Source organism: Ideonella livida, from assembly GCF_010499455.1.
GTDB lineage: Bacteria > Pseudomonadota > Gammaproteobacteria > Burkholderiales > Burkholderiaceae_C > Ideonella > Ideonella livida.
In genome coordinates this window covers 50,453-74,519 of record NZ_JAAGOH010000016.1, presented here as the reverse complement: position 1 = coordinate 74,519, position 24,067 = coordinate 50,453, and the positions used below count along the sequence as shown (strand labels likewise).

General features: G+C 69.3%; 19 protein-coding genes. 4 read left to right on the top strand and 15 right to left on the bottom strand.

The window, feature by feature from the left end; all coding sequences use genetic code 11:
* Positions 1-9: 9 nt before the first annotated feature.
* The 3 genes from purH to G3A44_RS13995 all read left to right on the top strand — a co-directional run bounded on the left by purH (position 10) and on the right by G3A44_RS13995 (position 3,071).
* Positions 10-1,599, top strand: coding sequence for a bifunctional phosphoribosylaminoimidazolecarboxamide formyltransferase/IMP cyclohydrolase (gene purH / locus G3A44_RS14005; RefSeq protein ID WP_163458149.1), 1,590 nt, complete (start codon positions 10-12; stop codon positions 1,597-1,599).
* A 62-nt stretch (positions 1,600-1,661) separates the two neighbouring features.
* Positions 1,662-2,243, top strand: coding sequence for a crossover junction endodeoxyribonuclease RuvC (gene ruvC / locus G3A44_RS14000; protein ID WP_163458148.1), 582 nt, complete (start codon positions 1,662-1,664; stop codon positions 2,241-2,243).
* A 72-nt stretch (positions 2,244-2,315) separates the two neighbouring features.
* Positions 2,316-3,071 carry a dienelactone hydrolase family protein gene (locus G3A44_RS13995; protein ID WP_163458147.1) on the top strand — a complete coding sequence of 252 codons (756 nt, stop codon included), beginning with the start codon at positions 2,316-2,318 and terminating at the stop codon, positions 3,069-3,071.
* Positions 3,072-3,117: 46 nt separating this feature from the next.
* Here the strand turns inward: G3A44_RS13995 and G3A44_RS13990 are convergent, their stop codons facing one another.
* Genes G3A44_RS13990 through G3A44_RS13980 form a run of 3 tightly spaced genes read right to left on the bottom strand, consistent with a single transcriptional unit; the run spans position 3,118 to position 9,067 of the window.
* Positions 3,118-4,575 (bottom strand): efflux transporter outer membrane subunit, encoded by a 1,458-nt coding sequence (locus tag G3A44_RS13990; protein ID WP_163458146.1) that lies wholly within the window; start codon positions 4,573-4,575, stop codon positions 3,118-3,120.
* Positions 4,576-4,579: 4 nt separating this feature from the next.
* Positions 4,580-7,765, bottom strand: a complete 3,186-nt coding sequence (locus G3A44_RS13985; RefSeq protein WP_163458145.1) for an efflux RND transporter permease subunit — start codon at positions 7,763-7,765, stop codon at positions 4,580-4,582.
* A gap of 21 nt (positions 7,766-7,786) precedes the next feature.
* The gene (locus G3A44_RS13980; RefSeq protein WP_239061879.1) at positions 7,787-9,067 is read right to left on the bottom strand and encodes an efflux RND transporter periplasmic adaptor subunit; all 1,281 of its coding nucleotides are present in this window, start codon (positions 9,065-9,067) and stop codon (positions 7,787-7,789) included.
* A gap of 200 nt (positions 9,068-9,267) precedes the next feature.
* Here G3A44_RS13980 and G3A44_RS24110 point away from each other — a divergent pair, with 200 nt between their 5' ends.
* Positions 9,268-9,888 carry a TetR family transcriptional regulator gene (locus G3A44_RS24110; RefSeq protein ID WP_163458143.1) on the top strand — a complete coding sequence of 207 codons (621 nt, stop codon included), beginning with the start codon at positions 9,268-9,270 and terminating at the stop codon, positions 9,886-9,888.
* Positions 9,889-9,963: 75 nt separating this feature from the next.
* Here the strand turns inward: G3A44_RS24110 and G3A44_RS13970 are convergent, their stop codons facing one another.
* From G3A44_RS13970 to murD, 12 genes are all read right to left on the bottom strand, one after another.
* Positions 9,964-10,149: a hypothetical protein gene (locus tag G3A44_RS13970; RefSeq protein WP_163458142.1), complete on the bottom strand. Its 186-nt coding sequence runs from the start codon at positions 10,147-10,149 to the stop codon at positions 9,964-9,966.
* A gap of 19 nt (positions 10,150-10,168) precedes the next feature.
* Positions 10,169-11,104: a UDP-3-O-acyl-N-acetylglucosamine deacetylase gene (gene lpxC / locus G3A44_RS13965; protein ID WP_163458141.1), complete on the bottom strand. Its 936-nt coding sequence runs from the start codon at positions 11,102-11,104 to the stop codon at positions 10,169-10,171.
* A gap of 105 nt (positions 11,105-11,209) precedes the next feature.
* Positions 11,210-13,117 carry a sensor histidine kinase gene (locus G3A44_RS13960; RefSeq protein ID WP_163458140.1) on the bottom strand — a complete coding sequence of 636 codons (1,908 nt, stop codon included), beginning with the start codon at positions 13,115-13,117 and terminating at the stop codon, positions 11,210-11,212.
* Positions 13,118-13,166: 49 nt separating this feature from the next.
* Positions 13,167-13,820: a response regulator gene (locus G3A44_RS13955; protein WP_163458139.1), complete on the bottom strand. Its 654-nt coding sequence runs from the start codon at positions 13,818-13,820 to the stop codon at positions 13,167-13,169.
* A gap of 287 nt (positions 13,821-14,107) precedes the next feature.
* The gene (gene ftsZ, locus G3A44_RS13950) at positions 14,108-15,412 is read right to left on the bottom strand and encodes a cell division protein FtsZ (RefSeq protein WP_163458138.1); all 1,305 of its coding nucleotides are present in this window, start codon (positions 15,410-15,412) and stop codon (positions 14,108-14,110) included.
* A gap of 102 nt (positions 15,413-15,514) precedes the next feature.
* Complete coding sequence (gene ftsA, locus G3A44_RS13945; RefSeq protein ID WP_163458196.1) at positions 15,515-16,744, bottom strand: cell division protein FtsA; 1,230 nt, start codon at positions 16,742-16,744, stop codon at positions 15,515-15,517.
* 2 nt (positions 16,745-16,746) lie between these two features.
* Positions 16,747-17,547, bottom strand: a complete 801-nt coding sequence (locus G3A44_RS13940; RefSeq protein ID WP_163458137.1) for a cell division protein FtsQ/DivIB — start codon at positions 17,545-17,547, stop codon at positions 16,747-16,749.
* A gap of 24 nt (positions 17,548-17,571) precedes the next feature.
* Positions 17,572-18,576, bottom strand: coding sequence for a D-alanine--D-alanine ligase (locus G3A44_RS13935; protein ID WP_163458136.1), 1,005 nt, complete (start codon positions 18,574-18,576; stop codon positions 17,572-17,574).
* A gap of 18 nt (positions 18,577-18,594) precedes the next feature.
* Positions 18,595-20,022 carry a UDP-N-acetylmuramate--L-alanine ligase gene (gene murC / locus G3A44_RS13930; RefSeq protein ID WP_163458135.1) on the bottom strand — a complete coding sequence of 476 codons (1,428 nt, stop codon included), beginning with the start codon at positions 20,020-20,022 and terminating at the stop codon, positions 18,595-18,597.
* Positions 20,019-21,104 (bottom strand): undecaprenyldiphospho-muramoylpentapeptide beta-N-acetylglucosaminyltransferase, encoded by a 1,086-nt coding sequence (gene murG / locus G3A44_RS13925; RefSeq protein ID WP_163458134.1) that lies wholly within the window; start codon positions 21,102-21,104, stop codon positions 20,019-20,021. The genes murC and murG overlap by 4 nt, the downstream gene beginning before the upstream one ends.
* Positions 21,101-22,360, bottom strand: coding sequence for a putative lipid II flippase FtsW (gene ftsW / locus G3A44_RS13920; RefSeq protein ID WP_163458133.1), 1,260 nt, complete (start codon positions 22,358-22,360; stop codon positions 21,101-21,103). Before ftsW ends, murG begins: the two co-directional genes overlap by 4 nt.
* Complete coding sequence (gene murD, locus G3A44_RS13915) at positions 22,357-24,063, bottom strand: UDP-N-acetylmuramoyl-L-alanine--D-glutamate ligase (protein ID WP_163458132.1); 1,707 nt, start codon at positions 24,061-24,063, stop codon at positions 22,357-22,359. The genes ftsW and murD overlap by 4 nt, the downstream gene beginning before the upstream one ends.
* Positions 24,064-24,067: the final 4 nt, after the last annotated feature.

The window sequence follows — 24,067 nt, the reverse complement described above, 5'->3', positions numbered from 1 at the left end:
CCTCCCACCATGAGCCCACTCACCGCCCTGCTTTCGGTCTCTGACAAGACCGGCATCGTCGAATTCGCCCAGGCCCTGCACGGCCACGGCATCCAGCTGCTGTCGACCGGCGGCACCGCCAAGCTGCTGGCCCAGGCCGGCCTGCCCGTCACCGAGGTCTCCGAGATCACCGGCTTCCCCGAGATGCTCGACGGCCGCGTCAAGACCCTGCACCCGCGCGTGCACGGCGGCCTGCTGGCCCGCCGCGATGTGCCCGAGCACATGGCCGCGCTGAAAGAACACGGCATCGGCACCATCGACCTGCTGATCATCAACCTGTACCCGTTCGCCCAGGCCACCGCCAAGGCCGACTGCACGTTCGAAGACGCGATCGAGAACATCGACATCGGCGGCCCCGCCATGCTGCGCGCCGCCGCCAAGAACTGGCAGGACGTGGGCGTGGTGATCGACCCCACCGACTACCCGCAGGTGCTGGCCGAGCTGGCCGCCTCGAAGGGCGCCAGCCTGACCCGCGCCACCAAGTTCATGCTGGCCAAGAAGGTGTTCTCGCACACCGCCGCCTACGACGGCATGATCAGCAACTACCTGACCGCCATCGAGCCGGGCGCCGAAGAGAACACCGCCGCCGTGCCCAAGCGAGAGGAATACCCCGCCGTCTTCAACCTGCAGCTGCACAAGGTGCAGGGCATGCGCTACGGCGAGAACCCGCACCAGTCGGCCGCCTTCTACAAGGAAGCCAAGGTCGCCGACGGCCTGCTGGCCGGCTGGACCCAGATCCAGGGCAAGGAGCTGAGCTTCAACAACATCGCCGACGCCGATGCGGCCTGGGAATGCGTCAAGGCCTTTGACGCGCCCGCCTGCGTGATCGTCAAGCACGCCAACCCCTGCGGTGTGGCCGTGGGCGCGACCCTGCTGGAAGCCTATGAGAAGGCCCTGAAGACCGACCCGACCTCGGCCTTCGGCGGCATCATCGCCTTCAACCGCCCGCTCGACGCCGACGTGGTCGAGAAGATCCACTTCAACAAGCACTTCGTCGAAGTGGCCATCGCCCCGGTCATCACCCCGGCGGCCCGCGCGGCCTACGCCAGCAAGGTCAATGTGCGCCTGCTGGAAGTGCCCGTGAGCAAAGCGGTGAACGCGCTGGACTTCAAGCGCGTGGGCGGCGGCATGCTGCTGCAGTCGGCCGACAACCTCGACATCGTCGGCGAGCTGAAGGTGGTCACCAAGGTGCAGCCCACCGCCCAGCAGCTGGAGGACCTGAAGTTCGCCTGGACCGTGGCGCGCTTCGTCAAGTCCAACGCCATCGTCTTCTGCAAGGACGGCATGACCTTCGGCGTCGGCGCCGGCCAGATGAGCCGCCTGGACTCGGCCCGCATCGCCAGCATCAAGGCCCAGGCCGCCGGCCTGAGCCTGTCGGGCACCGCCGTGGCGAGCGACGCCTTCTTCCCGTTCCGCGACGGCCTGGACGTGGTGGTCGACGCGGGTGCGACCTGCGTCATCCATCCGGGTGGCTCGATGCGCGACGACGAGGTGATCGCCGCCGCCGACGAGCGCGGCATCGCGATGGTGCTGACCGGCACCCGTCACTTCCGGCACTGACCGCCAAACGGGGGCACGCCGCCGCGCCACGGCGCGGCCGCCGCCCCCCTCCTCGCGCCGCCATGAGCCTGGCCCCACCACCCCCTGCCCTTCGCCGCATCCTGGGCATCGACCCCGGTTTGGCCTGCACCGGCTTCGGCGTGGTGGAGCAGGACGGCAAGCGCCTGCACTACGTGGCCAGCGGCACGATCCGCACCACCTCGGGCGTGGCGCAGGGCGACCTGCCCGGCCGGCTGAAGATCATCTTTGACGGCGTGCGCGAGGTGATTGCCCGCTACCAGCCCACCGAGTCGGCCTGCGAAATCGTCTTCGTCAACGTCAACCCGCAGAGCACACTGATGCTGGGCCAGGCGCGCGGCGCCGCCCTCACCAGCCTGGTGGCCAGCGGCCTGACGGTGCAGGAATACACCGCCACGCAGATGAAGAAGTCTGTGGTCGGCCACGGCCTGGCGGGCAAGCCGCAGATCCAGGCCATGGTGCAGCGCCTGCTGAACCTGCCCAGCCTGCCGGGGCCCGACGCGGCCGACGCCCTGGGCATCGCCATCACCCACGCCCACGCTGGCGGCTCCTTCGCCGCCCTGGCCCAGGCCACCACCCTCAGCCGCAAGACCCACGGCGTTTTCAAGCGGGGCCGCACGTACTAGGTGTGTGGATGGAAAAGAGTCTTGCCGCCGCCGCGTCCACAATCCCGCACCTCCCCTTGCAGGATCCTTCCCATGCTGCTGCCTGATGTGCTCGCGCCCGCCGCCCATTCCCCCGTCCAAACCGGCTGGCTGAGCCTGCCGACCGACGGCGGCGCGATGGACGCCTACCTCGCCCTGCCGCCCGGCCATGGCCAGGACAGCCAAGCCCCCGCGGTGCTGCTGCTGCAGGAGATCTTTGGCGTGAACCCGCACATCCGCAGCGTGGCCGAGCAGTTGGCGCAAGCCGGCTATGTGGTGCTGGCGCCGGACCTGTTCTGGCGCCACGGCGCCCGCCTCTCTTTGGGCTATGTGGGCGAAGAGCGCGAACGCGCCCTGGCGTTGATGAAGACGGTGCAACCCGCCACCGTGGGCCCGGACCTGCAGGCGAGCGTGGCCGCCCTCAAGGCCCTGCCCGGCGTGAACGGCAAGGTGGCCGCTGTGGGCTACTGCATGGGCGGGCGGCTGGCGTTTGCGCTGGCCGCCACTGGCGTGCTAGACCGCGCGGTGTGCTACTACGGCGGCGGCATTGCCACCCAACTGGCGCTGGCGCCGCAGATCCACTGCCCGGTGATGTTCCACCATGCGGGCGTGGACGCCGCCATTCCGCCGGAGGCGGTGGCGCAGGTGCGGGCAGCCATGGCCGCGTCACCCGCCGCTGCGGTGAGCAGCTTCTTTGACTACCCCGGCGCCCAGCACGGCTTTAATTGCTGGGCCCGGGCGGCGTGGCACCCGGCAGCCAGCGCACAGGCCCTGGGCCGCACGCTGAGCTTCTTGGCGCCAATGTATTGACCGCACCCGGCGAGCGGCTCACGCCGCTCGCCGTGGCACGGGCGCTTCAGCGCGCCGCGCCAGAGGCTGCCTTGGCCGACGCCACCGCCGCGGAGCGGGTGGACTCATCCCCACCCAACGCCTTGTAGAGGCTCACGCGGTTGAGCAGCTCCGCCAGTTGCACCTGCACCACGGCTTGCTGGGCAGCAGCCAGCGAGCGCTCGGCGTCCAGCCAGTCCAGCAGGCTGCTGGCGCCCACGTCGTACTTGAGCTTGGACAGGCGGTGGCGCTCGGCTTCGGCGGCCAGTTGCGCACGCTGGGCAGCCAGCTGTTCGCGCCAGCCGGTCTGGCCCGCGAGCCCGTCGGCCGCCTCCTTGAAGGCGGTTTGCACCGTCTTCTGGTAGCTGGCCACGGCGGCATCGCGGCTGATCTCGGCCACCTGCACGTTGGCGCGGTTGCGGCCATGGTCGAACACCGCCACGGCCGCTTGCCCCGCCAAGGTCCAGGCAAAGGTGCCGGCCGAGAACAGGTTGGACAATTCGTTGCTGACCGTGCCGGCACTGGCGCTCAGGGTGATGCGCGGCCACATCGCCGCGCGGGCGGCGCCAATGTTGGCCTCGGCGGCACGCAACTGCTGCTCGGCCTGCATCACGTCCGGCCGGGCCAACAGGGCATCAGCGCTCAGACCAGCTGGCACTTCGGCCAGCCAGCGGCCCTCGGCCAGGGCGCCAATGCGCGGCTCGGGCAGCAGCGCGGCCGGCACCGGTGCGCCCACCAAGGCGTGCAGGGCGTTCTCGTCTTGCGTGCGTTGGCGGCGGGCCTGGGCCACGGTGCTACGGGCTGCCGCGGTCAGGGCCTGGACGCCGCGCCAGTCCGGCTCGGCCAGGGCGCCCACGCGGTAGCGCAGCGCGGCCAGGGCCTGGGAGGCCTCACGGTCCTGGAGCGTCTTCTCGGCCAGCGCCAGCTGCTCGCCGTCGGCCGCCAAGGTCAACCAAGCGGAGACGGTTTGGCTGACCAGGGCCAGGCGGGCCGAGCGCTGAGCCGCCTCGCTGGCCCAGTAGCTGGCCTGGGCGGCGTCCGACAGGCTGGACAGGCGGCCCAGGAAATCCACCTCCCAGGCGCTGACCTGCAGGCCGGCTTGCAGCGTACTGGTCTGCACGCCCGAGGTATTGGGCGCGCGCTGGGCGGAGAACACGCCGTTGACGGTGGGCCAGCGGTCGGCGTCTGACAGCCGCAACTGTGCCTCGGTCTTGCGCACGTTCAGCGCCGCCACCTTCAGGTCGGCGTTGTGCTGCAGCGCCAGGTCCACCACTTGGCGCAGGCGCTCGTCCTGCACCAGGGCCTGCCAGCCCGGCAGGGCGGCGGCTTGACCCGCCGCCTGGGGGACGGAGGAAGCGGCTGCCACCATGGGCAGCGCCACATCGGGCCGCTGGTGCTCTGGCGCCAGGCTGGTGCAGCCGCTCAAGGCAGCCAGCACGACCATGCCCAGCAGCGCGGGACGAGAGGGGATTGCATTGCGGGCCATGGGATCAGCCCTCCTTCTTGTCATGGTGCAGGGCCTCGGCCACCGCGGCGTCTGAAGCAGCCGATGCAATGGCCGTGCCGTGCGGCGCCTCATGCCCCGTGGAGGGGAAGAAGCGGCGGATGACCACAAAGAACACCGGCACCAGGAACACCGCCAACACCGTGGCCGTGACCATGCCGCCCATCACGCCGGTGCCGATGGCCCGCTGGCTGGCCGAGCCCGCGCCCGAGGCGATGGCCAGCGGCAACACGCCCAGGATGAAGGCGAACGAGGTCATGATGATGGGACGGAAGCGCAGGTGGCAGGCCTCCAGCGTGGCCTCGATCAGGCTCTTGCCTTCGGCTTGCAGGTCCTTGGCGAACTCGATGATCAGGATCGCGTTCTTCGCGGACAGGCCAATGATGGTGATCAGGCCGACCTTGAAGTACACGTCATTGGGCATGCCGCGCAGCCACACGCCCGTGAGTGAACCCAAGATGCCCAGGGGCACCACCAGCAGCACGGCCACCGGGATGCTCCAGCTCTCATAAAGCGCCGCCAGGCACAGGAACACCGCCAGCATCGAGAACGCCAGCAGGATGGTGGCCTGCGAGCCGGAGAGCTTCTCCTCACGCGACTGGCCGGTCCATTCGAAGCCGAAGCCCGGGGGGAGCTGAGCGGCGAGCTTCTCCATCTCGGCCATGGCGTCACCGGTGGAGTAGCCGGGGGCGGCGTCGCCGGCGATCTTCATGGCCGGGTAGCCGTTGTAGCGCACGGTCTGCACCGGGCCGGTCACCCAACGGGTGCTGGCAAAGGCGGAGAGCGGCACCTGCTGGCCCTTGGTGTTGGGCACATGCAGCTTGAGCACGTCCTCGGGCTGCATGCGGGCCAGGGGCTCCGCTTGCACGATGACGCGCTGCAGGCGGCCGGCGTTGGGGAAGTCGTTGATGTACGACGAACCCAATTGCGTGGCCAGCACGCTGCCGATGGCGTCAAAGCTCACGCCCATGGCGGCGGCGCGCTCGCGGTCAATGTCCAACTGCAGCTGCGGCGCGTCTTCCAGACCGTCGGGGCGCACGCCCTGCAGCACCTTGCTCTGCATGGCCATGCCCAGCATCTGGTTGCGGGCGGCCAGCAAGGCTTCATGGCCCTGGCCGTTGCGGTCTTGCAGGCGGAAGTTGAAGCCCGTGGCGGTGCCCAGCTCGGGGATGGGCGGCGGCGAGAGCGGGAAGATGAAGGCATCGCGGATGCCCATCAGCGCCCCAAAGGCCCGGCCGGCCAGCGCCTGCGCGCTGTGCTGCGGGCCTTGGCGCTCCTCCCACGGCTTGAGCGGCACAAAGGCCAGGGCCGCGTTCTGGCCGGAGCCGGAGAACGAGAAGCCCAGCACACCCACCACCTTGTCCACCTCGGGCTGGGCCATGAAGAACTGCTCGACCTGGCCCATCACGGCCTCGGTGCGGGCCAGCGAGGCACCCGGCGGCAGCTGCACGTTGACGATCAGGTAGCCCTGGTCTTCATTGGGCAGGAAGGAGCTGGGCAGCTTTTGGTACATCCAGCCCACGGCCGCCAAGATCGCGGCGTAGATCACCAGATAGCGACCGGCGCGCGGCAGGATGCGGGCCACCAGGCCCTCGTAGCCGTGGGTGGTCTTCTTGAAGCCGCGGTTGAAGGCGCCGAAGAAACCGCGCTTCTCATGGTGGCCGGCGGGCACCGGCTTGAGCAGGGTGGCGCACAGCGCGGGGGTGAGCGAGAGCGCCATCACCGCGGAGAAGACCATGGAGGCCACCATGGCCAGCGAGAACTGGCGGTAAATGTTGCCCACCGAGCCCGAGAAGAAGGCCATGGGCACAAACACCGAGATCAGCACCACGGTGATGCCGATGATGGCGCCGGTGATCTGTCCCATCGCCTTGACCGTGGCTTCGCGCGGGCTCAGGCCCTCCTCGGCCATGATGCGCTCGACGTTCTCCACCACCACGATGGCGTCATCCACCAGGATGCCGATGGCCAGCACCATGCCGAACAACGTGAGCACGTTGATGGAGAAGCCCATCGCCAGCATCACGCCAAAGGTGCCCAGCAGGGCCACCGGCACGACGATGGTGGGGATCAGCGTGTAGCGGATGTTCTGGAGGAACAGCAGCATCACGATGAACACCAGCGCGATGGCTTCCAGCAGCGTCTTGACCACCTCCTGGATGGAGATCTTCACGAACTTGGAGCTGTCGTAGGGCACGTCGTAGCTCACGCCCTCGGGCATGAACTTCTTGAGGTCGGCCATGCGCTCGCGCACGCCCTGCGCCGCCGCCAGGGCATTGCCGGAGGGCGAGAGCTGGATGCCCAGGCCGGTGGCGGCCTGGCCGTTCAGGCGCGAGGACGACACATAGGCCTGGCCACCCAACTCGATGCGGGCCACGTCCTTCAGGCGGACGCTGGAGCCATCGGTGTTGGCGCGCAGCAGAATTTGGCCGAACTGGTCGACCGTGTTCATCTGCCCGTTGACCTTGATGGTGGCGAACTGGGTCTGGCCCTGGGCGCTGGGCAGGCCACCGATGCTGCCGGCCGAGACCTGCAGGTTCTGCTTGGCAATGGCGGAGTTGACGTCCGCGCTGCTCAGGCCGTAGCTGACCAGCTTTTGCGGGTCCAGCCAGATGCGCATGGCCTTTTCGGTGCCAAACAACTGCACCTGACCCACACCGGGCACACGCAGCAGCTCGGGCTGGATGTTGCGGGCGGCGTAGTCGCCCAGCGCCACCGGGTCATAGGCCGTGCTGCTGGAGGTCAGCATCACGAACATCAGGAAGTTCGAGCGGGCCTTGTCCACCCGCACCCCCTGCTGCGTGACGGCGCTGGGCAGGCGCGGCGTGGCGCGGCTCAGGCGGTTCTGCACCTCGATCTGGGCGATGGAGACATCGGTGCCCGGCTCAAAGGTGACGGTCAGCGAGCCCTGGCCAGTCGCATCGGCCGAGGCTTCCATGTAGATCAGCCCCGGCGCGCCGTTGAGCTCTTGCTCAATGACGGCCAGCACGCTGTCTTCCATCACCTGGGCCGAGGCCCCGGGGTAGCTGGCGTTGATGACGATGGAGGGCGGCGCCACCGTCGGGTACTGCGCGACGGGCAGCCGGGTGATGGCCGCAGCCCCCAGCACCACAACGAACAGGGCGATGACCCACGCAAAGATGGGCCGGTCGATGAAGAACCTGGAATTCATGGAAAGGAATCTCCTGGCCGGTCAGCGGCTGGCGCCCGAGGCGGGTGCGGCGGGTGCCGCAGCGCCTGAAGCGGCGCCAGACGCGGCACCCGGTGCATCACCGGCAGCGGGCGCTGCCCCGGGGGTCCACGGCACCGGCGAGACCGGGGCCTTGGGTCGGATCTTCTGGAAGCCGTCCACCACCACCTGTTCGCCCGCCTTCAGGCCGCCCAGCACCACCCACTGCGTGCCCTTGGCCCCGCCCAGCTGCACCGGGCGTGGGGCGACCTGCTTGTCTTCACCCACCACCAGCACGGTATCGCCGGTGGTGCCGCGGGTGACGGCCTGCTGCGGCAGCAGGATGGCGTTGTCGCTGCGCACCTGCTCCAGGCGCACCTTTACGAACAGGCCCGGCAACAGTTCACCCTTGGGGTTGGGCACCTCAGCACGCAAGGTGACTTGGCCGGAGGTGGCGTCCACCGAGATGTCGGCAAACTGGAGCTTGCCCGGCAGCGGGTACTCGCTGCCGTCTTCCAGCACCACGCGCACCTGGGTGGAACCGCTGCCCTGCAGCTTGCCAGCCTCGATGGCGCGGCGCAGCTTCATCACCTCGGCGGCCGACTGGGTGAAGTTGATGACCATCGGGTCGGTCTGCTGAATGGTGGCCAACAGCGTGGCCTCACCCTGGCTGACCAAGGCGCCCTCGGTCACAACCGAGCGACCGATGCGACCGCCGATGGGCGCCTGCACGGCGGCATAGTCCACATTCAGGCGGGCGGTCTGCACGGCGGCCTTGGCGGCGGCCACGTCCGCCTCGGCCGCCTTGTGCGCGGCCTGGGTGCTCACCCAGTCGGCCTGGCTGATGGCCTTGCTCTCCGCGAGCGGGCGGTTGCGCTCCAGCGTCGCCTGGGCCTGGGCCAGGTTGGCCTCGGCCTTGGCCTGGCTGGCCAAGGCACTGTCCAACGCGGCCTTGTACGGCGCCGGATCGATCACGTAAAGGCTCTGGCCCGCCTTGACCACCGCGCCTTCCGTGAACAGGCGCTTCTGGACCACGCCGGTCACACGGGCGCGGACCTGCGCGGTACGCACCGCCTCCAGGCGGCCGGGCAACTCGGTGGTCAGGGCGACGCTGCCCGTCTGCACGGTGAGCACACCCACCGGCGGCGGCGGCATCTGCATGCCACCGGCACCGCCGGGCGCACCGCCGCCGGAAGGCCCGCAGGCGGCCAGCACAGCCAAGCTCAGGACAGCCAGCCCCAGGCCGGCGCGCGGCAGTGCCCGCGTGGGCTGGGGGGCGAGGACAGAAAGAGAGGAAGGGCGCATGACGGTCATCGGAATGGCCTGCAACAGGATGGGGGGCTTGCCCACCCGCCGCACGGCAAGGGGCCAAACAGGAGAGACTGGGTTGAGGTGCCAAGAGGATGCGGCACGCACGGTGGACCAGCCTGTGCGATCAGTATACATACAAACACGTATGTATGTATCTTGGCGGCACGCGGCAGCTGACGGACAATCGCCCTGTCATGGTCCGAAAGACAAAAGCCGAGGCGCTGGAGACGCGCCACCAGATCCTGGACGCTGCCGAGCAGGTCTTCCTGCGGCAAGGCGTGTCAGGCACCTCACTGCAGGACATCGCGGTGGCCGCTGGCGTGACCCGTGGCGCGGTGTACTGGCACTTCGAGAACAAGGCGGCGGTATTCCACGCCATGATGGAACGCGTGGTCCTGCCCTGCGAGAGCGCGATGTGTGAGCTGGAGGCCGCCCCGGCCGACGCCGTGCTCGACACGCTGTGCAGCCTGGCCATGGGCCCGCTCCAGGAGTTGGCGGGCAAACCTCAGGTGCAGCGGGTGTTCACCATCGCCATCCACCTGACGGAATACACCGGCGAGATGAAGATCGAGCAGGACCAGCACCGCGACAGCATCCAGCGCTACCTGGGCCAGATGGAGGGCCTGCTGGCCCGGGCCCAACAGTCAGGCAGCCTGGGCAGCCATTTGGCGCCGCGCACCGCCGCCCTGGGCCTGTTCTCACTGGTTGACGGGCTGATGATGCACTGGACGCTGGCGCCCGACAGCTTTGACCTGGTGCAAGTGGGGCAGCAGACCATCCACAGCTACCTGGCGGGCCTGCGCTCCGCACGCTGAGCGCCGGCCCCGCAGCGAGTCAGGCCCTGGCGCCTTCTTCGGCACCGGCCGCCCTGCCGGTGGACGCCCGGGGGCTTAAAGCAGCAGGGCCAGCCGCTCCAGGATCAGCACCGCAGCAAAGCCCAGACCTGCCAGCACTGTCCACTTGATGATGACCATGCCCAGCCGGCGCCAGCGCGGCTGGCCGGTGGCGATGTAGGCGGCAAAACAGAGGATGCCGGCCACCAGCAGCAGGCCGATCAGCAGACGGAAGATCAGCATGTCAGCTCCTTCGCACCGTTCACCACGCCGGGGCCAGCTCCGCAAAGCCGGCGGGCGCATGGCGGGCATCCTCGAAGCTGACCACCTCCCAGGCCTCGGGATCGGCCAACAGGGTGCGCAACAGCTTGTTGTTCAAGGCATGACCGCCCTTGAATGAGGTGTAGGCCGCCAGCAGCGGTCGGCCGCAAACGAACAAGTCGCCGATCGCGTCCAGGATCTTGTGCTTGGCGAATTCATCGTCATAGCGCAGGCCATCGGCATTGAGCACCCGGGTGTCGTCCACCACGATGGCGTTGTCCATGCTGCCACCCAGCGTCAGGCCGCGCGCGCGCATCGCGTCCAGGTCTTTGGTAAAGCCGAATGTGCGCGCCCGGGCGATGTCTCGCTTGTAGCGCCCTGAGCCCATGTCAAACACCACCTCTTGCCCGGTGGCGTCCACCGCCGGGTGGTTGAAGTCGATCTTGAAGGTCAGTTTGTAGCCGTGGAAGGGCTCCAGGCGGGCCCACATCAGGCGCGCGCCCTCCCCTTCGCGCACCTCCACGGCCTTCTTGACCTTGAGGAAGCGCTTGGGCGCCGCCTGCAACTCGATGCCCGCACTTTGCAGCAGGAACACGAAGCTTGCGGAGGAGCCATCCAGGATGGGCACCTCGTCGGCGGTGATGTCGATGTAGAGGTTGTCGATACCCAACCCGCAACAGGCCGACATCAGGTGCTCGATGGTCTGCACCCGGGGACCGTGCGGATCGCCCCCCGGCGTGATGGTGGAGGCCATGCGGGTGTCGCTGACCGAGTCAAAGCGCACGGGGATGTCCACCGGCTGCGGCAGGTCCACCCGGCGGAAGACGATGCCGGTGTCCGGCGGCGCGGGCCGCAAGGTCAGTTCGACCCGCTGGCCGCTGTGCAGGCCCACGCCCACGGCGCGGGTGAGGGATTGGAGGGTGCGTTGCTGGAGCATGAGGCTGACGGCGCCGCCCTGCCGACGCAGGGACCCCGTGTCCGCGCACCGGTGACGACCGTCGGTATTGTCGACTATCCCCCAGCGGCTGGCCCTGCAGACAGGTCAATGCCCCGGCGCACTGCGGTGCAAGGGCAGCAGCAACTGGACGCGGGTGCCCTGGCCCGGCGCGCTGCGCACCTGCACGTGCGCGCCCAGGCGAGCGGCACGCTGGCCCAGGTGCCGCAACCCACGCCCCGGCACCACCTGATCGGGGTCGAAGCCCACCCCGTCGTCGACGATGGCCACCTCGATGTCCTCACCCTGCTGGTGGACCTCGATGCTGACCTGGGACGCACGCGAATGCTTGAGCACATTGGTCAGGGCCTCCTGCACCAGGCGCAGGATCTGCAAGGCGTCGGGTGGATGCAGCCAGGCCAGCGGTGGCACGTCCTGCACCTGCCAATGCAGGGCCAGGCCCGCCCCTTCTAGGCGCCGGCCCAGGCGGTGACGCAGCGACGCCAGCAGTGTCAGCAGGTCCTGCTCCACCGGTTCCAGGGAATCGATGACCAGGCGCAGGTCATCCACGCACTCCCGCAGCAACTCGACCACCTCCTCACGCTCCAGCCGGCCCTGCTCCACCACCACCAGCGTGGACATCAGCGTGGAGCCCAGGCCGTCGTGCATGTCATGCATCAGGCGCTGGCGCTCCCGCAGCAGGGCCTGGTCGCGCTCCACCTGCCGCAGGCGCTCATGGTTGGCCTGCAGCTCCGACTCGCGTTGGCGCAGCCGGTCCTCCAGCTGCTGATTGGCCGTCTCCACCTGCCGCACCGCCTGCGCATACCGCAGCTGCGCCGCCTGCAGGAAGGCCAGGAAGATCAGCAGGGACGCCAAGGGCAGCAGGTAGATGGCATCTGGCGGCACCAGGCCCAGGGCCAGGGCCTGGTCGTGGACCGCGGCCAAGGCCGTCAGCCCCAATGCGCCGGCCAGCAGCCGCAGCTCGGTGCCGGCATGACGGGCCTGCCAGCCCAGCAAGGCGAGCATGCTCGCTGCCAGGCCGGCACTGAGCCAAGGCCGCAGCGCCTCCATCGCAGGGAACTCTCCACCGCTCCAGGGCGCAGACACCGCGGAGACCAGGACCACGGCCAGCACCAGACCGGACAGGCGCACCGCCGGGGGGCGCGTCCCGAAACGCAAGGCGAACAGCAGGATGAACAGCATCACCCAGGACAGGGAGACCCCGTGCAGCCATCCCAGCCACTGCCGCCAGAAGGGATCGGCGGGCGGCACGCCAAAGAAGGCGTGATTGCGAGCCGTCCAGGCCAGGGCCGTCAGGCTGAAGTACAGGTAGGCACGCTCATGCGGATCCCCCAGCCAGTGGAACAGCGCCACCAAGCCCAGCGAGAGAAAGGCGAGGCTGCTGATGAGGGGCAGAACCCGCTGCAGCAGCTCTCGCCGTTCAGCCAGCGGCTGCAGTTCGGTCAAGGGACCGACCATGGCGGTGGTGATGGCATGGGTTTCGCCTGCAGCATGGCTGACCCGCAACGCCAGCTGCAGCGGCTCGCCGCCTGGGGGCATCTCACCAACCTGCACCAGCAGGGGGCGGTTCCACTGTTCGCGCGCCAGGTCGGAGCCGTCCCATCGGACAATCCAGCGCCCCTCCTCCAGCCGCAGGACCTGCACGGCCCCATGGCTGATGCGGGGCACATACAGCGCGAGGGGTCCACCCTCCTGGGCGGCCAGTGCGGGCGGCGCGCGAAAACTCAGGGCATACCAGGTGAGGCGGAAGCCCTGTTGCCCGGGATCGCCGCGGACCTGGGTCGGCAGGCCCGCCGGCTGCCAGGCCCCGGACCCGGGGCTTGGCGGCGGCACACGAGGCTCCAAGCCGCCCTGCCGGGGCCCCGGGGCCTGGGTCGAGAGGGTGGTGTAGGCCCGGAGCTCGCCAAACTCGGCGCTGCGGGAGCCGGGACCCAGCCAGCCGTCGCTGGCCACCCACAGCACGGCGGCCGTGAGGGCCAGCAACAGGGTGAGCAAGCCGCCCCAATCGCGCCAAGGCCGTGGGCTGCCAGGCGGCCTCAGGGCCTCAGTCACGCACAAGACCCAGCTTGCGCGCCTCGTAAATGGCTTCGGTCTTGGAGTGGACCTGGAGCTTGCGGTAGCTGCGCTTCACGTAGGTCATCACCGTGTGGCGGGAGACCCCCATCATCCGGGCGATCTCCTCGAAGTTGAAGCCCTTGGCGCTGTAGGTGAGCACCTGGCGCTCCTGGGCGCTGAGCAATCCGTCATCCCCGGCCACCGGCGGCTGGGGACCCGGCGCCAGCCGCAGCAGCAGCTGCCGAGCGATCACGGGGCTGATGGGGCTGCCCCCCGCGTGCAGGGTGCGGATCTGTTCGGTCAGGTCGGCCGCACGGGTGTCCTTGAGCAGGTAGCCGGTGGCCCCTGCTTCGAGTGAGGCCATGACGTGGGGCTCGTCGCCAAAGACTGAAACCACCATCACATCGGTGTCAGGCAACTGTTGGTGGGCAAATCGGATGAGCTCGATGCCACTGCCGCTGGGCAGGCCCAGATCCACCAGCACCACGTCGGGGCGGCTGTCCCGCAGCAGTTGCAGACCCTGAGGCAGGTCGGCGGCAGTGCCGGCCAGCCGCATGTCCGGCGCTGCCGACACCGAAGCTGCGAACGCGGCGCGGAAGCGCTCGTCATCCTCGATGATGACGACGGTCAGGGGAGACTTCATCGGCGGGAGTGTAGGGTCGTGCTCCGGCCGGCCAGAGCGCCCACGCCATGGCGGACGGGATGTGTCGCCCGGCTGAGGGACAGCGGCACGGGCCCCGACGAAACCCGTCGGGGCGGCCATGCGGGACACGCAACGCGCCACCGGCAAGTGGCGCAGATCATCTTTCCACCGCAGCGCGGCAAGGCCAGGTGATGCACGGCGACAGGCTAGCGGCGCCGGTCACCGACACAGGTCAGGAGCTGGAGGGCGTCCGCCCGGAGCTGGCGGACCGCCATGCCGGGCGGATCTCAGTCGGCCTGCTTGCGCAGGAACGCCGGGATCTCGATCTCCTCCATGCCATTGGAGCTCAGCGCCTCGACCTTGGCCGCAGCCTGCGTGCGACCGCTGCGCCAGACGCTGGGCACCAGGTGCTCCGGGGCTGCGGCGGGGGTGGCCACGCCACTGACCATGGCGCCCATGACCGGCAGGTTGTCGGTGCCGGTGCGCAGGTTGACCTGAGTCGTGGCCGAGGCGTGGACAGCGGCCTGGGCAGCCGGCTGCACCACCGGCTGTGCGGCAACGGCCGGCTGAGCCGCCGCCGAGGCCGGCACCGTGGCCGCTTGCGGCACCACGGTCAGCGGCGCCTGGGCGCGCTGCTTGGACGAGGTCAGACCGGTGGCGATGACCGTCACCCGCAGCTGGTCGCCCAGAGACTCCTCGTAGGCGGTGCCGTAGATCACATGCGCATCCTGGGCTGCGTAGCGGCCGATGGTGGACATGGCGCTGCGCACCTCGGCCAGGCGGAAGTTGCCGCGGGACGCCGCGATCAGCACCAGCACGCCACGGGCGCCGGAGAGGTCGATGCCCTCCAGCAGCTTGCAGGTGACGGCGGCCTCAGCGGCCTTGGCGGCCCGGTCGGGGCCACTGGCCATGGCGGTGCCCATCATGGCCTTGCCCGGCTCGCTCATCACGGTCTTGACGTCTTCAAAGTCGACGTTGACCAGACCCGGGATGTGGATGATGTCGCTGATGCCGCCCACCGCGTTCTTGAGCACATCGTTGGCGTGGGCAAAAGCCTCGTCCTGGGTGACGTCGTCGCCCAGCACCTCGAGCAGCTTCTCGTTGAGCACGACGATCAGGGAATCGACGTTGGCCTCCAGCTCCGTCACCCCGGTCTCGGCCTGCTTGCAGCGGCGGCCCCCCTCGAAGGCGAACGGCTTGGTCACCACGCCCACGGTCAAGATCCCCATCTCACGGGCCAGCCGGGCGATGACGGGCGCAGCCCCGGTGCCGGTGCCACCGCCCATGCCGGCGGTGATGAACAGCATGTTGGCGCCGGAGATGGCCTCGCGGATGCGGGCCTCGGCCTGCTCGGCCGAAGCCTTGCCCACTTCAGGCTTGGAGCCGGCCCCCAGGCCGGATTCGCCCAGCTGCACGAGGGTGCCAGCCTGGCTGCGGTTGAGCGCCTGGGCATCGGTGTTGGCGCAGATGAACTCCACACCCTGCACACCCTGGCTGATCATGTGCTCGACGGCGTTGCCTCCACCACCGCCCACCCCGATCACCTTGATCTGGGTACCCTTGTTGAAGTCCTCAATCATTTCGATGGACATCTGTGTGCTCCTGTTGCCTGTCGCGCAATTGCCGTTGCGCCTATGCCGTTGATCATCGCATCGCCCGAGGCCTGTACCGGCCACTGTTGCGGGCAAGCCCCATCAGAAATTGCCCAGGAACCAATCCCGGACCCTGCCCAACACCGTCCCCACCGATCCCGTGCGCTGCGCCACCTTCTGCCCGCGCACACGCGCCACGCGAGCCTGCTCCAGCAGGCCCATCACCGTGGCGGAGCGGGGGTTGGCGACCATGTCGTACAAGGGACCGGCGTATATCGGAAGCCCACGGCGCACCGGCCGCAGGAAAATGTCTTCAGCCAGCTCGATCATCCCGGGCATGACGGCGGTGCCGCCCGTCAGGACGATGCCTGAGGAGAGCAGCTCCTCGTAACCGGACTCGCGGATGGCCTGGTGCACGTGGTGGAAGATCTCCTCCACACGCGGCTCGATCACACCGGCCAGCGCCTGGCGGCTGATCATGCGCGGCGCACGGTCGCCCAGACCGGGCACCTCCACCTGATCGCCCGGATCGGCCATCAGCTGCTTGGCCACACCGTACTCGACCTTGATCTCCTCGGCATCCTTGGTCGGCGTGCGCAGCGCCATGGCGATGTCGCTGGTGATCAGGTCACCGGCAATGGGAATCACCGCGGTGTGGCGAATGGAGCCCTCGGTGTAGATGGCCACATCGGTGGTGCCGGCGCCGATGTCCACCACGGCCACACCCAGCTGCCGCTCGTCATCGGTCAGGACGGCCGCGGCAGTGGCGGTAGGGCCCAGGGCCAGCACATCCACCTCCAACCCGCAGCGGCGCACGCACTTGAGCATGTTCTCCGCCGCACTCTGCGCCCCGGTGGCGATGTGCACCTTGACCTCGAGCCGGCTGCCGCTCATGCCCACCGGCTCCTTGACTTCCTGGCCGTCGATCACGAACTCCTGGGGCTCCACCAGCAGCAGGCGCTGATCGTTGGGAATGTTGATGGCCTTGGCGGTCTCGATCACCCGGGCCACGTCCACCGGCGTCACCTCGCGGTTCTCGCGCACGATGACCATGCCGGTGGAGTTCTGGCCCCGGATGTGGCTGCCGCTGATGCTGGTGCACACCGTCTCGATCTTGCAGGCGGCCATCATCTCGGCCTCCTTGAGGGCCTGCTGGATGGACTGCACCGTGGCCTCGATGTTGACCACCACGCCCCGCTTGAGGCCATGCGAAGTCGCCACCCCCAGGCCGGCCAGGCGCAGTTCCTGCCCGACCACCTCGCCCACCACCGCCATCACCTTGGCGGTGCCCACGTCCAGACCGACGACGAGATCCTTGCTGTCCCTGGCCATCATCACCCTCGATGTCCCTGTGCGCCACGCCGACCGGATTCGGTCGGCTGCGGCTTCCATTGCACTGCGTAGCCGTTGCGGTAGCGCAGATCCGCACGCACCCAGGTGGCGCTGCCGCCGCGGGCAAGCACCTGGCTGAGCGTGGCCATGAACGTATCCAGCCGGCCCAGCACCTGGGCCTCGTTGCCTTGGCCCAGCACGATGACCTCGCCGTTGCGCAGCTCGGTCTCCCAGGCCCCCCGGCCGCTGAGGCTGACACGCACCGGTGCGCTGTCGAGCGCCCGCAGACGGTGCTGCAGCATGCGGTACATGTCCAGCAGGCGCCCCGCCTGTCCGGCCCCCCCCTCCAGGGTGGGCAGGCCATCCACCTCACCCAGGTCCGCCTCGAAGACCTCGCCCAGGTGGTTGAGCAGGCGGTCGGGCTCGCCGGGCTCGCGCCACAGCGCGACGGGCTGGTGCTCTTCCACCACCACCAGCAGGCGGTTGGGAAACACGCGACGCACCACCGCCCGGCGGATCCAAGGCGCCGACTCGAAGACCTCCCGGGTCCGCTGCAGATCCATCGTCACGAAATTACCCGCCAACTGCGGCAGGACACTGGCGCGCAGGTCGGCCACCGCGCTGCGCTGCAGCTGGCCCTGGATCTGGATGCCGCCAAAGTCGAACACCGGCCGATGGGCCACCCACACCCCGGCCGCCGCCAGGCCCAGCAGGGCGAGCAGCCACCACACGGCGCGCGTGGCCTGGCGCATCAGGCGCAGGTCCAGCGGCAGGCTGGTGGAAGGGGTGTCGACGCGGGTCATGGGAAATGGCAGGTCGCGGCCGCCTCAGCGGCGGCTGGGCGTGTCCAGGCTGGCCGCCTGCAGCAGATGCAGGCACAGGTGCGGATAGTCCAGGCCCACGGCCTGGGCCGACTTGGGCACCAGCGAGTGGCTGGTCATGCCCGGCGAGGTGTTCATCTCCAGGAGGTAGGGTTGGCGGTCACGGGCCCGGATCATCAGATCGGCGCGTCCCCAACCACGGCAGCCGAGCAGTCGGTAGGCCTGCACCACCAGCCGCTGAATCTCGCGCTCCTCGGCTTCGGGCAAACCGCTCGGACACAGGTAGCGAGTGTCGTCTGAGACGTACTTGTGCTCGAAGTCATAGTTGCCGTCGGGTGCCTGGATGCGGATGACCGGCAAGGCCACCGCGTCGTCACCCTGGCCGAGCACGGCGCAGGTGACTTCTTCACCCTCGATGAATTCCTCGCAGATCACGTCGGCATCAAAGCCGGCGGCCAGGTTCACGGCCTCCTGCATCTGCGAATAACCTTGCACCTTGGTCACGCCAAAGGACGAGCCTTCGCGCGCCGGCTTGACGATCAGCGGCAAGCCCAGGCTGTCGGGCACGCTGCGGGTGTCCTCGCGGCGGTGGTGAGCGCCGTCCAGCACCAAGCCACGCGGCACGGGCAGACCCGCCGACTGCCACAGGCGCTTGGTCATGACCTTGTCCATGGCGATGGCGCTGGCCATCACACCCGAGCCGGTGTAGGGCAAGCCCAGCAGCTCCAGTGCGCCCTGGACCGTGCCGTCCTCGCCGTGCCGGCCATGCAGGGCGATGAAGCAACGTGCAAAACCTTCGCGCTTGAGCTCCGCCAGGTCGCGCTCGGCAGGATCAAAGGCATGGGCGTCCACGCCCAGCGAGCGCAGCGCCTCCAGCACGCCTTGGCCGGACATCAGGGAGACGGGTCGCTCGGCCGAGGTGCCGCCCAGCAGCACCGCCACCTTGCCCAGGCGGGCGGCCCGATGCGCGACGTCGCGCTCGTCAGGAATGGGAAACAGGGGGGAAGTCATCTCGTCAGGCCTCATGCCTCAGGTGCCGGGGGTCGCCGCGCGCGCCCCGCCCAGCAGGTCCACCACCTTGCCCGGCACCGCACCGATGGAGCCCGCGCCCATGGCAATGACCACATCGCCATCACGCGAGAACTCGGCGATGCGGGCCGGCAGCTCGGCCACCTCGTCCACGAAAACCGGATCCACCCGGCCCGCCACGCGCAGGGCGCGGGTCAGGGCGCGGCCATCGGCCGCCACGACGGGCGACTCGCCGGCCGCATACACCTCGGTCAGCAGCACCGCATCGGCCTGACCCATGACCTTGACGAAGTCCTCGAAGCAGTCACGGGTGCGGGTGTAGCGGTGCGGCTGGAAGGCCAGGACCAGACGGCGGCCCGGGAAGGCGCCGCGCGCGGCGGCGATCACGGCGGCCATCTCGACCGGATGATGACCATAGTCGTCGATCAGGGTGAAGACGCCGCCGCCGGCAGCCGGCAGGTCACCGTGACGCTGGAAGCGCCGACCCACGCCGCTGAAGGCCGCCAGGGCCCGCACGATGGGCTCGTCAGGCAGTTCCAGCTCGGTGGCCACGGCGATGACCGCCAAGGCATTGAGGACGTTGTGCTCACCCGGCAAGTTCAGGGTGATGTGCAGGTCAGGCATGACCACGCCGTTGCGGCGCTGGCACACAAAGCGCATCTGCCCGCCGGGCAGCGCCTGCACATCGACCGCGCGCACCTGGACATCGGCACCGAAGCCATAGGTCACCACCGGCCGGGAGACCAGCGGGATGATGCTCTTCACGCCCGGATCGTCGCCGCACAGGATGGCCGCGCCGTAGAAGGGCATGCGGTGCAGGAAGTCCACGAAGGCCTGCTTGAGGCGGGCGAAGTCATGGCCGTAGGTGTCCATGTGGTCGGCGTCGATGTTGGTGACGACCGAGAGCACCGGCATGAGGTTGAGGAAGGAAGCGTCGGACTCGTCGGCCTCGACCACGATGAACTCGCCCTTGCCCAGGGCCGAGTTGGCGCCGGCGGAGTTGAGCTTGCCGCCGATGACAAAAGTGGGGTCCAGACCGGCTTCGGCCAGCACGCTGGTGACCAGCGAGGTGGTGGTGGTCTTGCCATGGGTGCCGGCGATGGCGATACCTTTGCGCAGGCGCATGAGCTCGGCCAGCATCACTGCGCGAGGCACCACCGGCACGCGCCGCGCGCGGGCGGCGATGACCTCGGGGTTGTCGCCCTTGACCGCCGTGGAGGTGACCACCGCCTCGGCCCCGGCGATGTGGGCGGCGTCATGGCCCACATGGATGCGGATGCCCAGCTCGGCCAGACGGCGCGTCACCGCGCTGTCGGCCTGGTCCGAACCCGAGACGGTGAAGCCGAGGTTGTGCAGGATCTCGGCGATGCCGCTCATGCCGGCACCACCGACGCCCACGAAATGGATGTGCTTGACGGCGTGCTTCATGCCGACACCACCTTTTCAATCTCATCGGCCACCGCGGCAGCTGCGCGCGGCCGGGCCAGCGCGCGGGCCCGCAGGGCCATGTCCAACAGTTGCGGACGGGTCAGGCCCTGCAGCAGGGCCGCCAGCCGTCCGGGATCCAGTTCCGCCTGGGGCAGGTGCAGCGCTGCGCCCTGGGCGGCCATCAGCGCGGCGTTGTCGCGCTGGTGCGAGGTGGTGCTCACCACCAGCGGCACCAGCACGGAAGGCACGCCCGCAGTGCACAGCTCGCTCACGGTGATGGCGCCGGCACGGCAGACGATCAGGTCGCACCCCGACAGACGCACAGCCATGTCGTCGATGAAGGGCAGCACCTCCGCCTGCACGCCCAGGGTGGCGTAGCGGCCGCGCACTTCATCGTGCTGGGCCAGACCGGTCTGGTGCGTCACCACCGGGCGCTGCGACACCGGCAGTTGGCTGAGGGCGGCGGGGACCACTTCGTTGAGCACCTTGGCGCCCAGGCTGCCGCCCACCACCAGCACCCGCAGCGGGCCCTCACGGCCCGCCAGGCGCTGGGCCGGAGGGGCAATGGCCTCGATCTCCGCGCGCACCGGGTTGCCGCTGACCACCGCCTGGCGCACGCGCCGGGCGTCCGGCCCCTCAAAGCCAAAGGCCACGGTGCGGGCCACGGGCAGCAGCGCCTTGTTGCTCATCAACAGCGCCGCGTCGGCATTGACCAGCACCAGCGGCAGCCGCCGTGCCGCTGCCGCCACCCCGCCCGGGAAGCAGACATAGCCACCCATGCCCAACACAGCATCGGCCCGACGCTGGCCCAGCAGGCGCCAGGAGCGCCACGTGCCGACCACCAGGCGCAGGGCACCGCCCAGGGTGTGCAGCAGGCCCTTGCCACGCAGGCCGGAGAAGGCCAGCGAGTCCATGGGGATGCCGCTGGGCGGCACCAGGCGGTTTTCCATGCCGCCGGCCGTGCCCAGCCAGCTCACGGTCCACCCGCGGGCCTGCATCTCGCGGGCCACGGCCAGGCCGGGCATGACGTGCCCGCCCGTGCCGGCGGCCATGATGACCAGGTGGCGTGCGCGCGGGCTCATACGCGCCCCCCGTGGCTGAGCTGACGGTTCTCGACATCCACCCGCAGCACGATGGCCAGGGCCACCATGTTGAGCACCAGGCCGGAGCCCCCATAGCTGAGCATGGGCAGGGTCAGGCCCTTGGTGGGCAGCGCCCCCAGGTTGACGCCCATGTTGATGAGGGCCTGCACGGCGAACCAGATGCCGATGCCTTGCGCCAAAAGCCCGGCATAGACCCGGTCCAGGCGGATGGCTTGCCGGCCGATGACGAACATGCGGCGGGTGAGCCAGAAGAAGGCGGCGATGACAACGGTCACCCCCACCAGGCCCAGCTCCTCGCCGGTGATGGCCAGCAGGAAGTCGGTATGGGCCTCGGGCAGGTAATGCAGCTTGCCCAGGGATCCGCCCAGGCCGGCGCCCGACCACTCACCCCGCCCGAAGGCCATCAGGGACTGCACCAGCTGATAGGAAGGCCCCGCGGCATTGCTCTTCTCGAAAGGGTTGTAGGTCGACTTCAGTCGACTCATACGCTCTTCGCTGGTGAAGATCATGCCGGCGAAGGCCGCCAGGAGCACCAGGGCGCTGATGATGAAGCCCTTGCCGTTCACCCCCCCCAGGAAGAGCACCCCCAGCGCAACCGCGGAAATGACAACAAAGGCACCCATGTCTGGCTCAGCCAGGAGCAGCACCCCCAAGACGGCCAGGGCGGCCGCCATCGGCAGCACCGCGCGGGTGAAGCTCTCCTTGAGGTCCATCTTGCGCACCATGTAGCTGGCGGCGTACATGGCCATGGTGAGCTTGGCCAACTCGCTGGGCTGGAAATTGAAGCCTGCCACGCGGATCCAGCGCTTGGACTTGTTGACATTGGTGCCGAACAGCAGCACCCCCACCAGCAGGACGAGGGTGAAGATGAAGAGCCACGGGGTGATCTTCTGCCACACCGCGATGGGCACCCGCACCGCCAGCAGGGCCAACACCGCCCCCAGACCGGCCGCGATCGTCTGCCGGGTCAGGAAATACAGCTCGGTGTAACCCGCAAAGCGAGGCCCATCCGGCAGGGCCACGGAGGCGGAATAGACCATCACGATGCCCAGCATGATCAGGGACAGGGACACCCACACCAGGCCTTGATCAAAACCCCGTGGGCTGACCGGTGCGTTCAAGCCGGCCGGCATCCACTGGGCAATGGGCAGGCCCTGTCCGCCCTCCGGACTCAGCTGTGCGGCCAGGCGCGTGCGCCAGTCCTGCCACCGTTCACGCCATGTCGGGGTACTCATGCCAGCAGCTCCCCTCGCTCCAGCGCCAAGGCCTGGACCGCCTCAATGAAGACCTGCGCGCGATGCCCGTAGTGGCGGAACATGTCCAGGCTGGCGCAAGCCGGGCTGAGCAGCACAGCATCTCCAGGCAATGCCTGGGCGAAACACCAGGCGGTGGCCTCCTCCAGGGTGGGCAAGGTGTGCAGGGGCACATCGGTGTGGGCCAGGGCCTGGGCAATGGCGGGGGCGTCCCGCCCGATCAGCGCCACAGCGCGGACATGGCGCGCCACGGGCTCTGCCAGGGGGGTGAAGTCCTGGCCCTTGCCGTCGCCGCCGAGGATCAGCACCAGGCGGCTGGTGCCGCGGTCGGCGCCCAGCCCGTTGAGCGCGGCCACCGTGGCCCCCACGTTGGTGCCCTTGCTGTCGTCAAAGGCTTCCACCCCGCCCACCTGCCCCACCAGCTCCACGCGGTGAGGCTCGCCACGGTACTCACGCAAGCCGTGCAGCATGGGCGCCAGCGGACAGCCGATGGCCGTGGCCAGAGCCAGGGCCGCCAGCGCATTGGCGGCGTTGTGGCGGCCGCGGATGCGCAGGGCATCGGCCGGCATCAGGCGCTGCAGCCGCAGCTCGGCGTCCTCGGGTCGGACACCCTGCTCCAGCGGCTGCGCCCGGACCAGCCAGGCCATGCCGGACTCGACCACCAGCCCGAAGTCACCGGGTTGGCGCGGCGCGTCCAGGCCGAAACGGCAAACGGCACGCCCCTGCAGGCGGCGCGGACGGCCCCGACCACCACTGACCCATTGCGGCGCGGGCACCATGGCCTCGACCAGCGGATCGTCACGGTTGACAACCATGACCGCCTGTTCCCCAAAGACGCGGGACTTTGCCTGGGCATAAGCGGCCATGCCGCCATGCCAGTCCAGGTGGTCCTGGGTGATGTTGAGCACGGTGCCGGCGCTGGGCTCGAAGCCCTGCACGCCGTCGAGCTGGAAGCTGGACAGCTCCAGCACCCAGACCTCGGGCAGGACCGAGAAACGGGGACGGGGCGCTGGGACGACAACCGCCGATTCGGCAAGACCCGCCGCGTCGGCAGTGGCCTCGTCCGGGGCATCGAAGGGGTCGTCCACCCCAGGCTCGGCCTGCAGGTCACCCAGCGGCAGTTCGTCAACCGGCGGGGCCGGGGCCGGGGCCGGCTCCGGCTCGGACGCCAGGGCATGTGCCAGGGTATCCAACAAGGTCGGGCCGATGTTGCCTGCCAGACCCACGCGCCGACCCGCTCGCTCCACCAGCTGGGCGGTGAGCGAGGTGGTGGTGGTTTTGCCATTGGTGCCGGTGATGGCCAGCACCTGCGGCGCATACGCGACCGCAGCCCGCAACTCGGCCAGGGCACGCGCGAAGAGGTCAAGCTCGCCCTGAACCACCACCGCCCGGGCCTGCGCCGCGTGCAGCAAGGGGGCGATGCGGGCATCGCCAGGTGCGAGGCCCGGGCTCTTGAGCAGCAGCCGGGTCTCGCCCAGGGCCGAGGCCTCCAGGGGACCGCTGAAGAACTGGGCGTGCGGCACATCGCGCGCCAGCGCCTGGGCCTGCGGCGGGGCCTCGCGGGAATCCCAGACGCGGACCTGCGCACCGTGCGCGGCGCACCAGCGGGCCATGGCCAGGCCGGAGTCGCCCAGGCCCAGGATAAGCACCGGAAGGTCCTGGAGATAAGCGGCGTGGAAGTGCATGGCG

Bases quoted from the DNA above. Each gene is read 5' to 3' on its own strand.
- G3A44_RS24110 (WP_163458143.1), top strand. From the start codon at position 9,268: ATGGTCCGAAAGACAAAAGCCGAGGCGCTGGAGACGCGCCACCAGATC.
- G3A44_RS13935 (WP_163458136.1), bottom strand. From the start codon at position 18,576: ATGACTTCCCCCCTGTTTCCCATTCCTGACGAGCGCGACGTCGCGCAT.
- ftsW (WP_163458133.1), bottom strand. From the start codon at position 22,360: ATGAGTACCCCGACATGGCGTGAACGGTGGCAGGACTGGCGCACGCGC.
- lpxC (WP_163458141.1), bottom strand. From the start codon at position 11,104: ATGCTCCAGCAACGCACCCTCCAATCCCTCACCCGCGCCGTGGGCGTG.
- G3A44_RS13995 (WP_163458147.1), top strand. From the start codon at position 2,316: ATGCTGCTGCCTGATGTGCTCGCGCCCGCCGCCCATTCCCCCGTCCAA.
- G3A44_RS13985 (WP_163458145.1), bottom strand. From the start codon at position 7,765: ATGAATTCCAGGTTCTTCATCGACCGGCCCATCTTTGCGTGGGTCATC.
- G3A44_RS13940 (WP_163458137.1), bottom strand. From the start codon at position 17,547: ATGACCCGCGTCGACACCCCTTCCACCAGCCTGCCGCTGGACCTGCGC.
- murD (WP_163458132.1), bottom strand. From the start codon at position 24,063: ATGCACTTCCACGCCGCTTATCTCCAGGACCTTCCGGTGCTTATCCTG.
- purH (WP_163458149.1), top strand. From the start codon at position 10: ATGAGCCCACTCACCGCCCTGCTTTCGGTCTCTGACAAGACCGGCATC.
- ftsA (WP_163458196.1), bottom strand. From the start codon at position 16,744: ATGGCCAGGGACAGCAAGGATCTCGTCGTCGGTCTGGACGTGGGCACC.
- G3A44_RS13980 (WP_239061879.1), bottom strand. From the start codon at position 9,067: ATGCGCCCTTCCTCTCTTTCTGTCCTCGCCCCCCAGCCCACGCGGGCA.
- ftsZ (WP_163458138.1), bottom strand. From the start codon at position 15,412: ATGTCCATCGAAATGATTGAGGACTTCAACAAGGGTACCCAGATCAAG.
- murG (WP_163458134.1), bottom strand. From the start codon at position 21,104: ATGAGCCCGCGCGCACGCCACCTGGTCATCATGGCCGCCGGCACGGGC.
- murC (WP_163458135.1), bottom strand. From the start codon at position 20,022: ATGAAGCACGCCGTCAAGCACATCCATTTCGTGGGCGTCGGTGGTGCC.
- G3A44_RS13990 (WP_163458146.1), bottom strand. From the start codon at position 4,575: ATGGCCCGCAATGCAATCCCCTCTCGTCCCGCGCTGCTGGGCATGGTC.
- G3A44_RS13970 (WP_163458142.1), bottom strand. From the start codon at position 10,149: ATGCTGATCTTCCGTCTGCTGATCGGCCTGCTGCTGGTGGCCGGCATC.
- ruvC (WP_163458148.1), top strand. From the start codon at position 1,662: ATGAGCCTGGCCCCACCACCCCCTGCCCTTCGCCGCATCCTGGGCATC.
- G3A44_RS13955 (WP_163458139.1), bottom strand. From the start codon at position 13,820: ATGAAGTCTCCCCTGACCGTCGTCATCATCGAGGATGACGAGCGCTTC.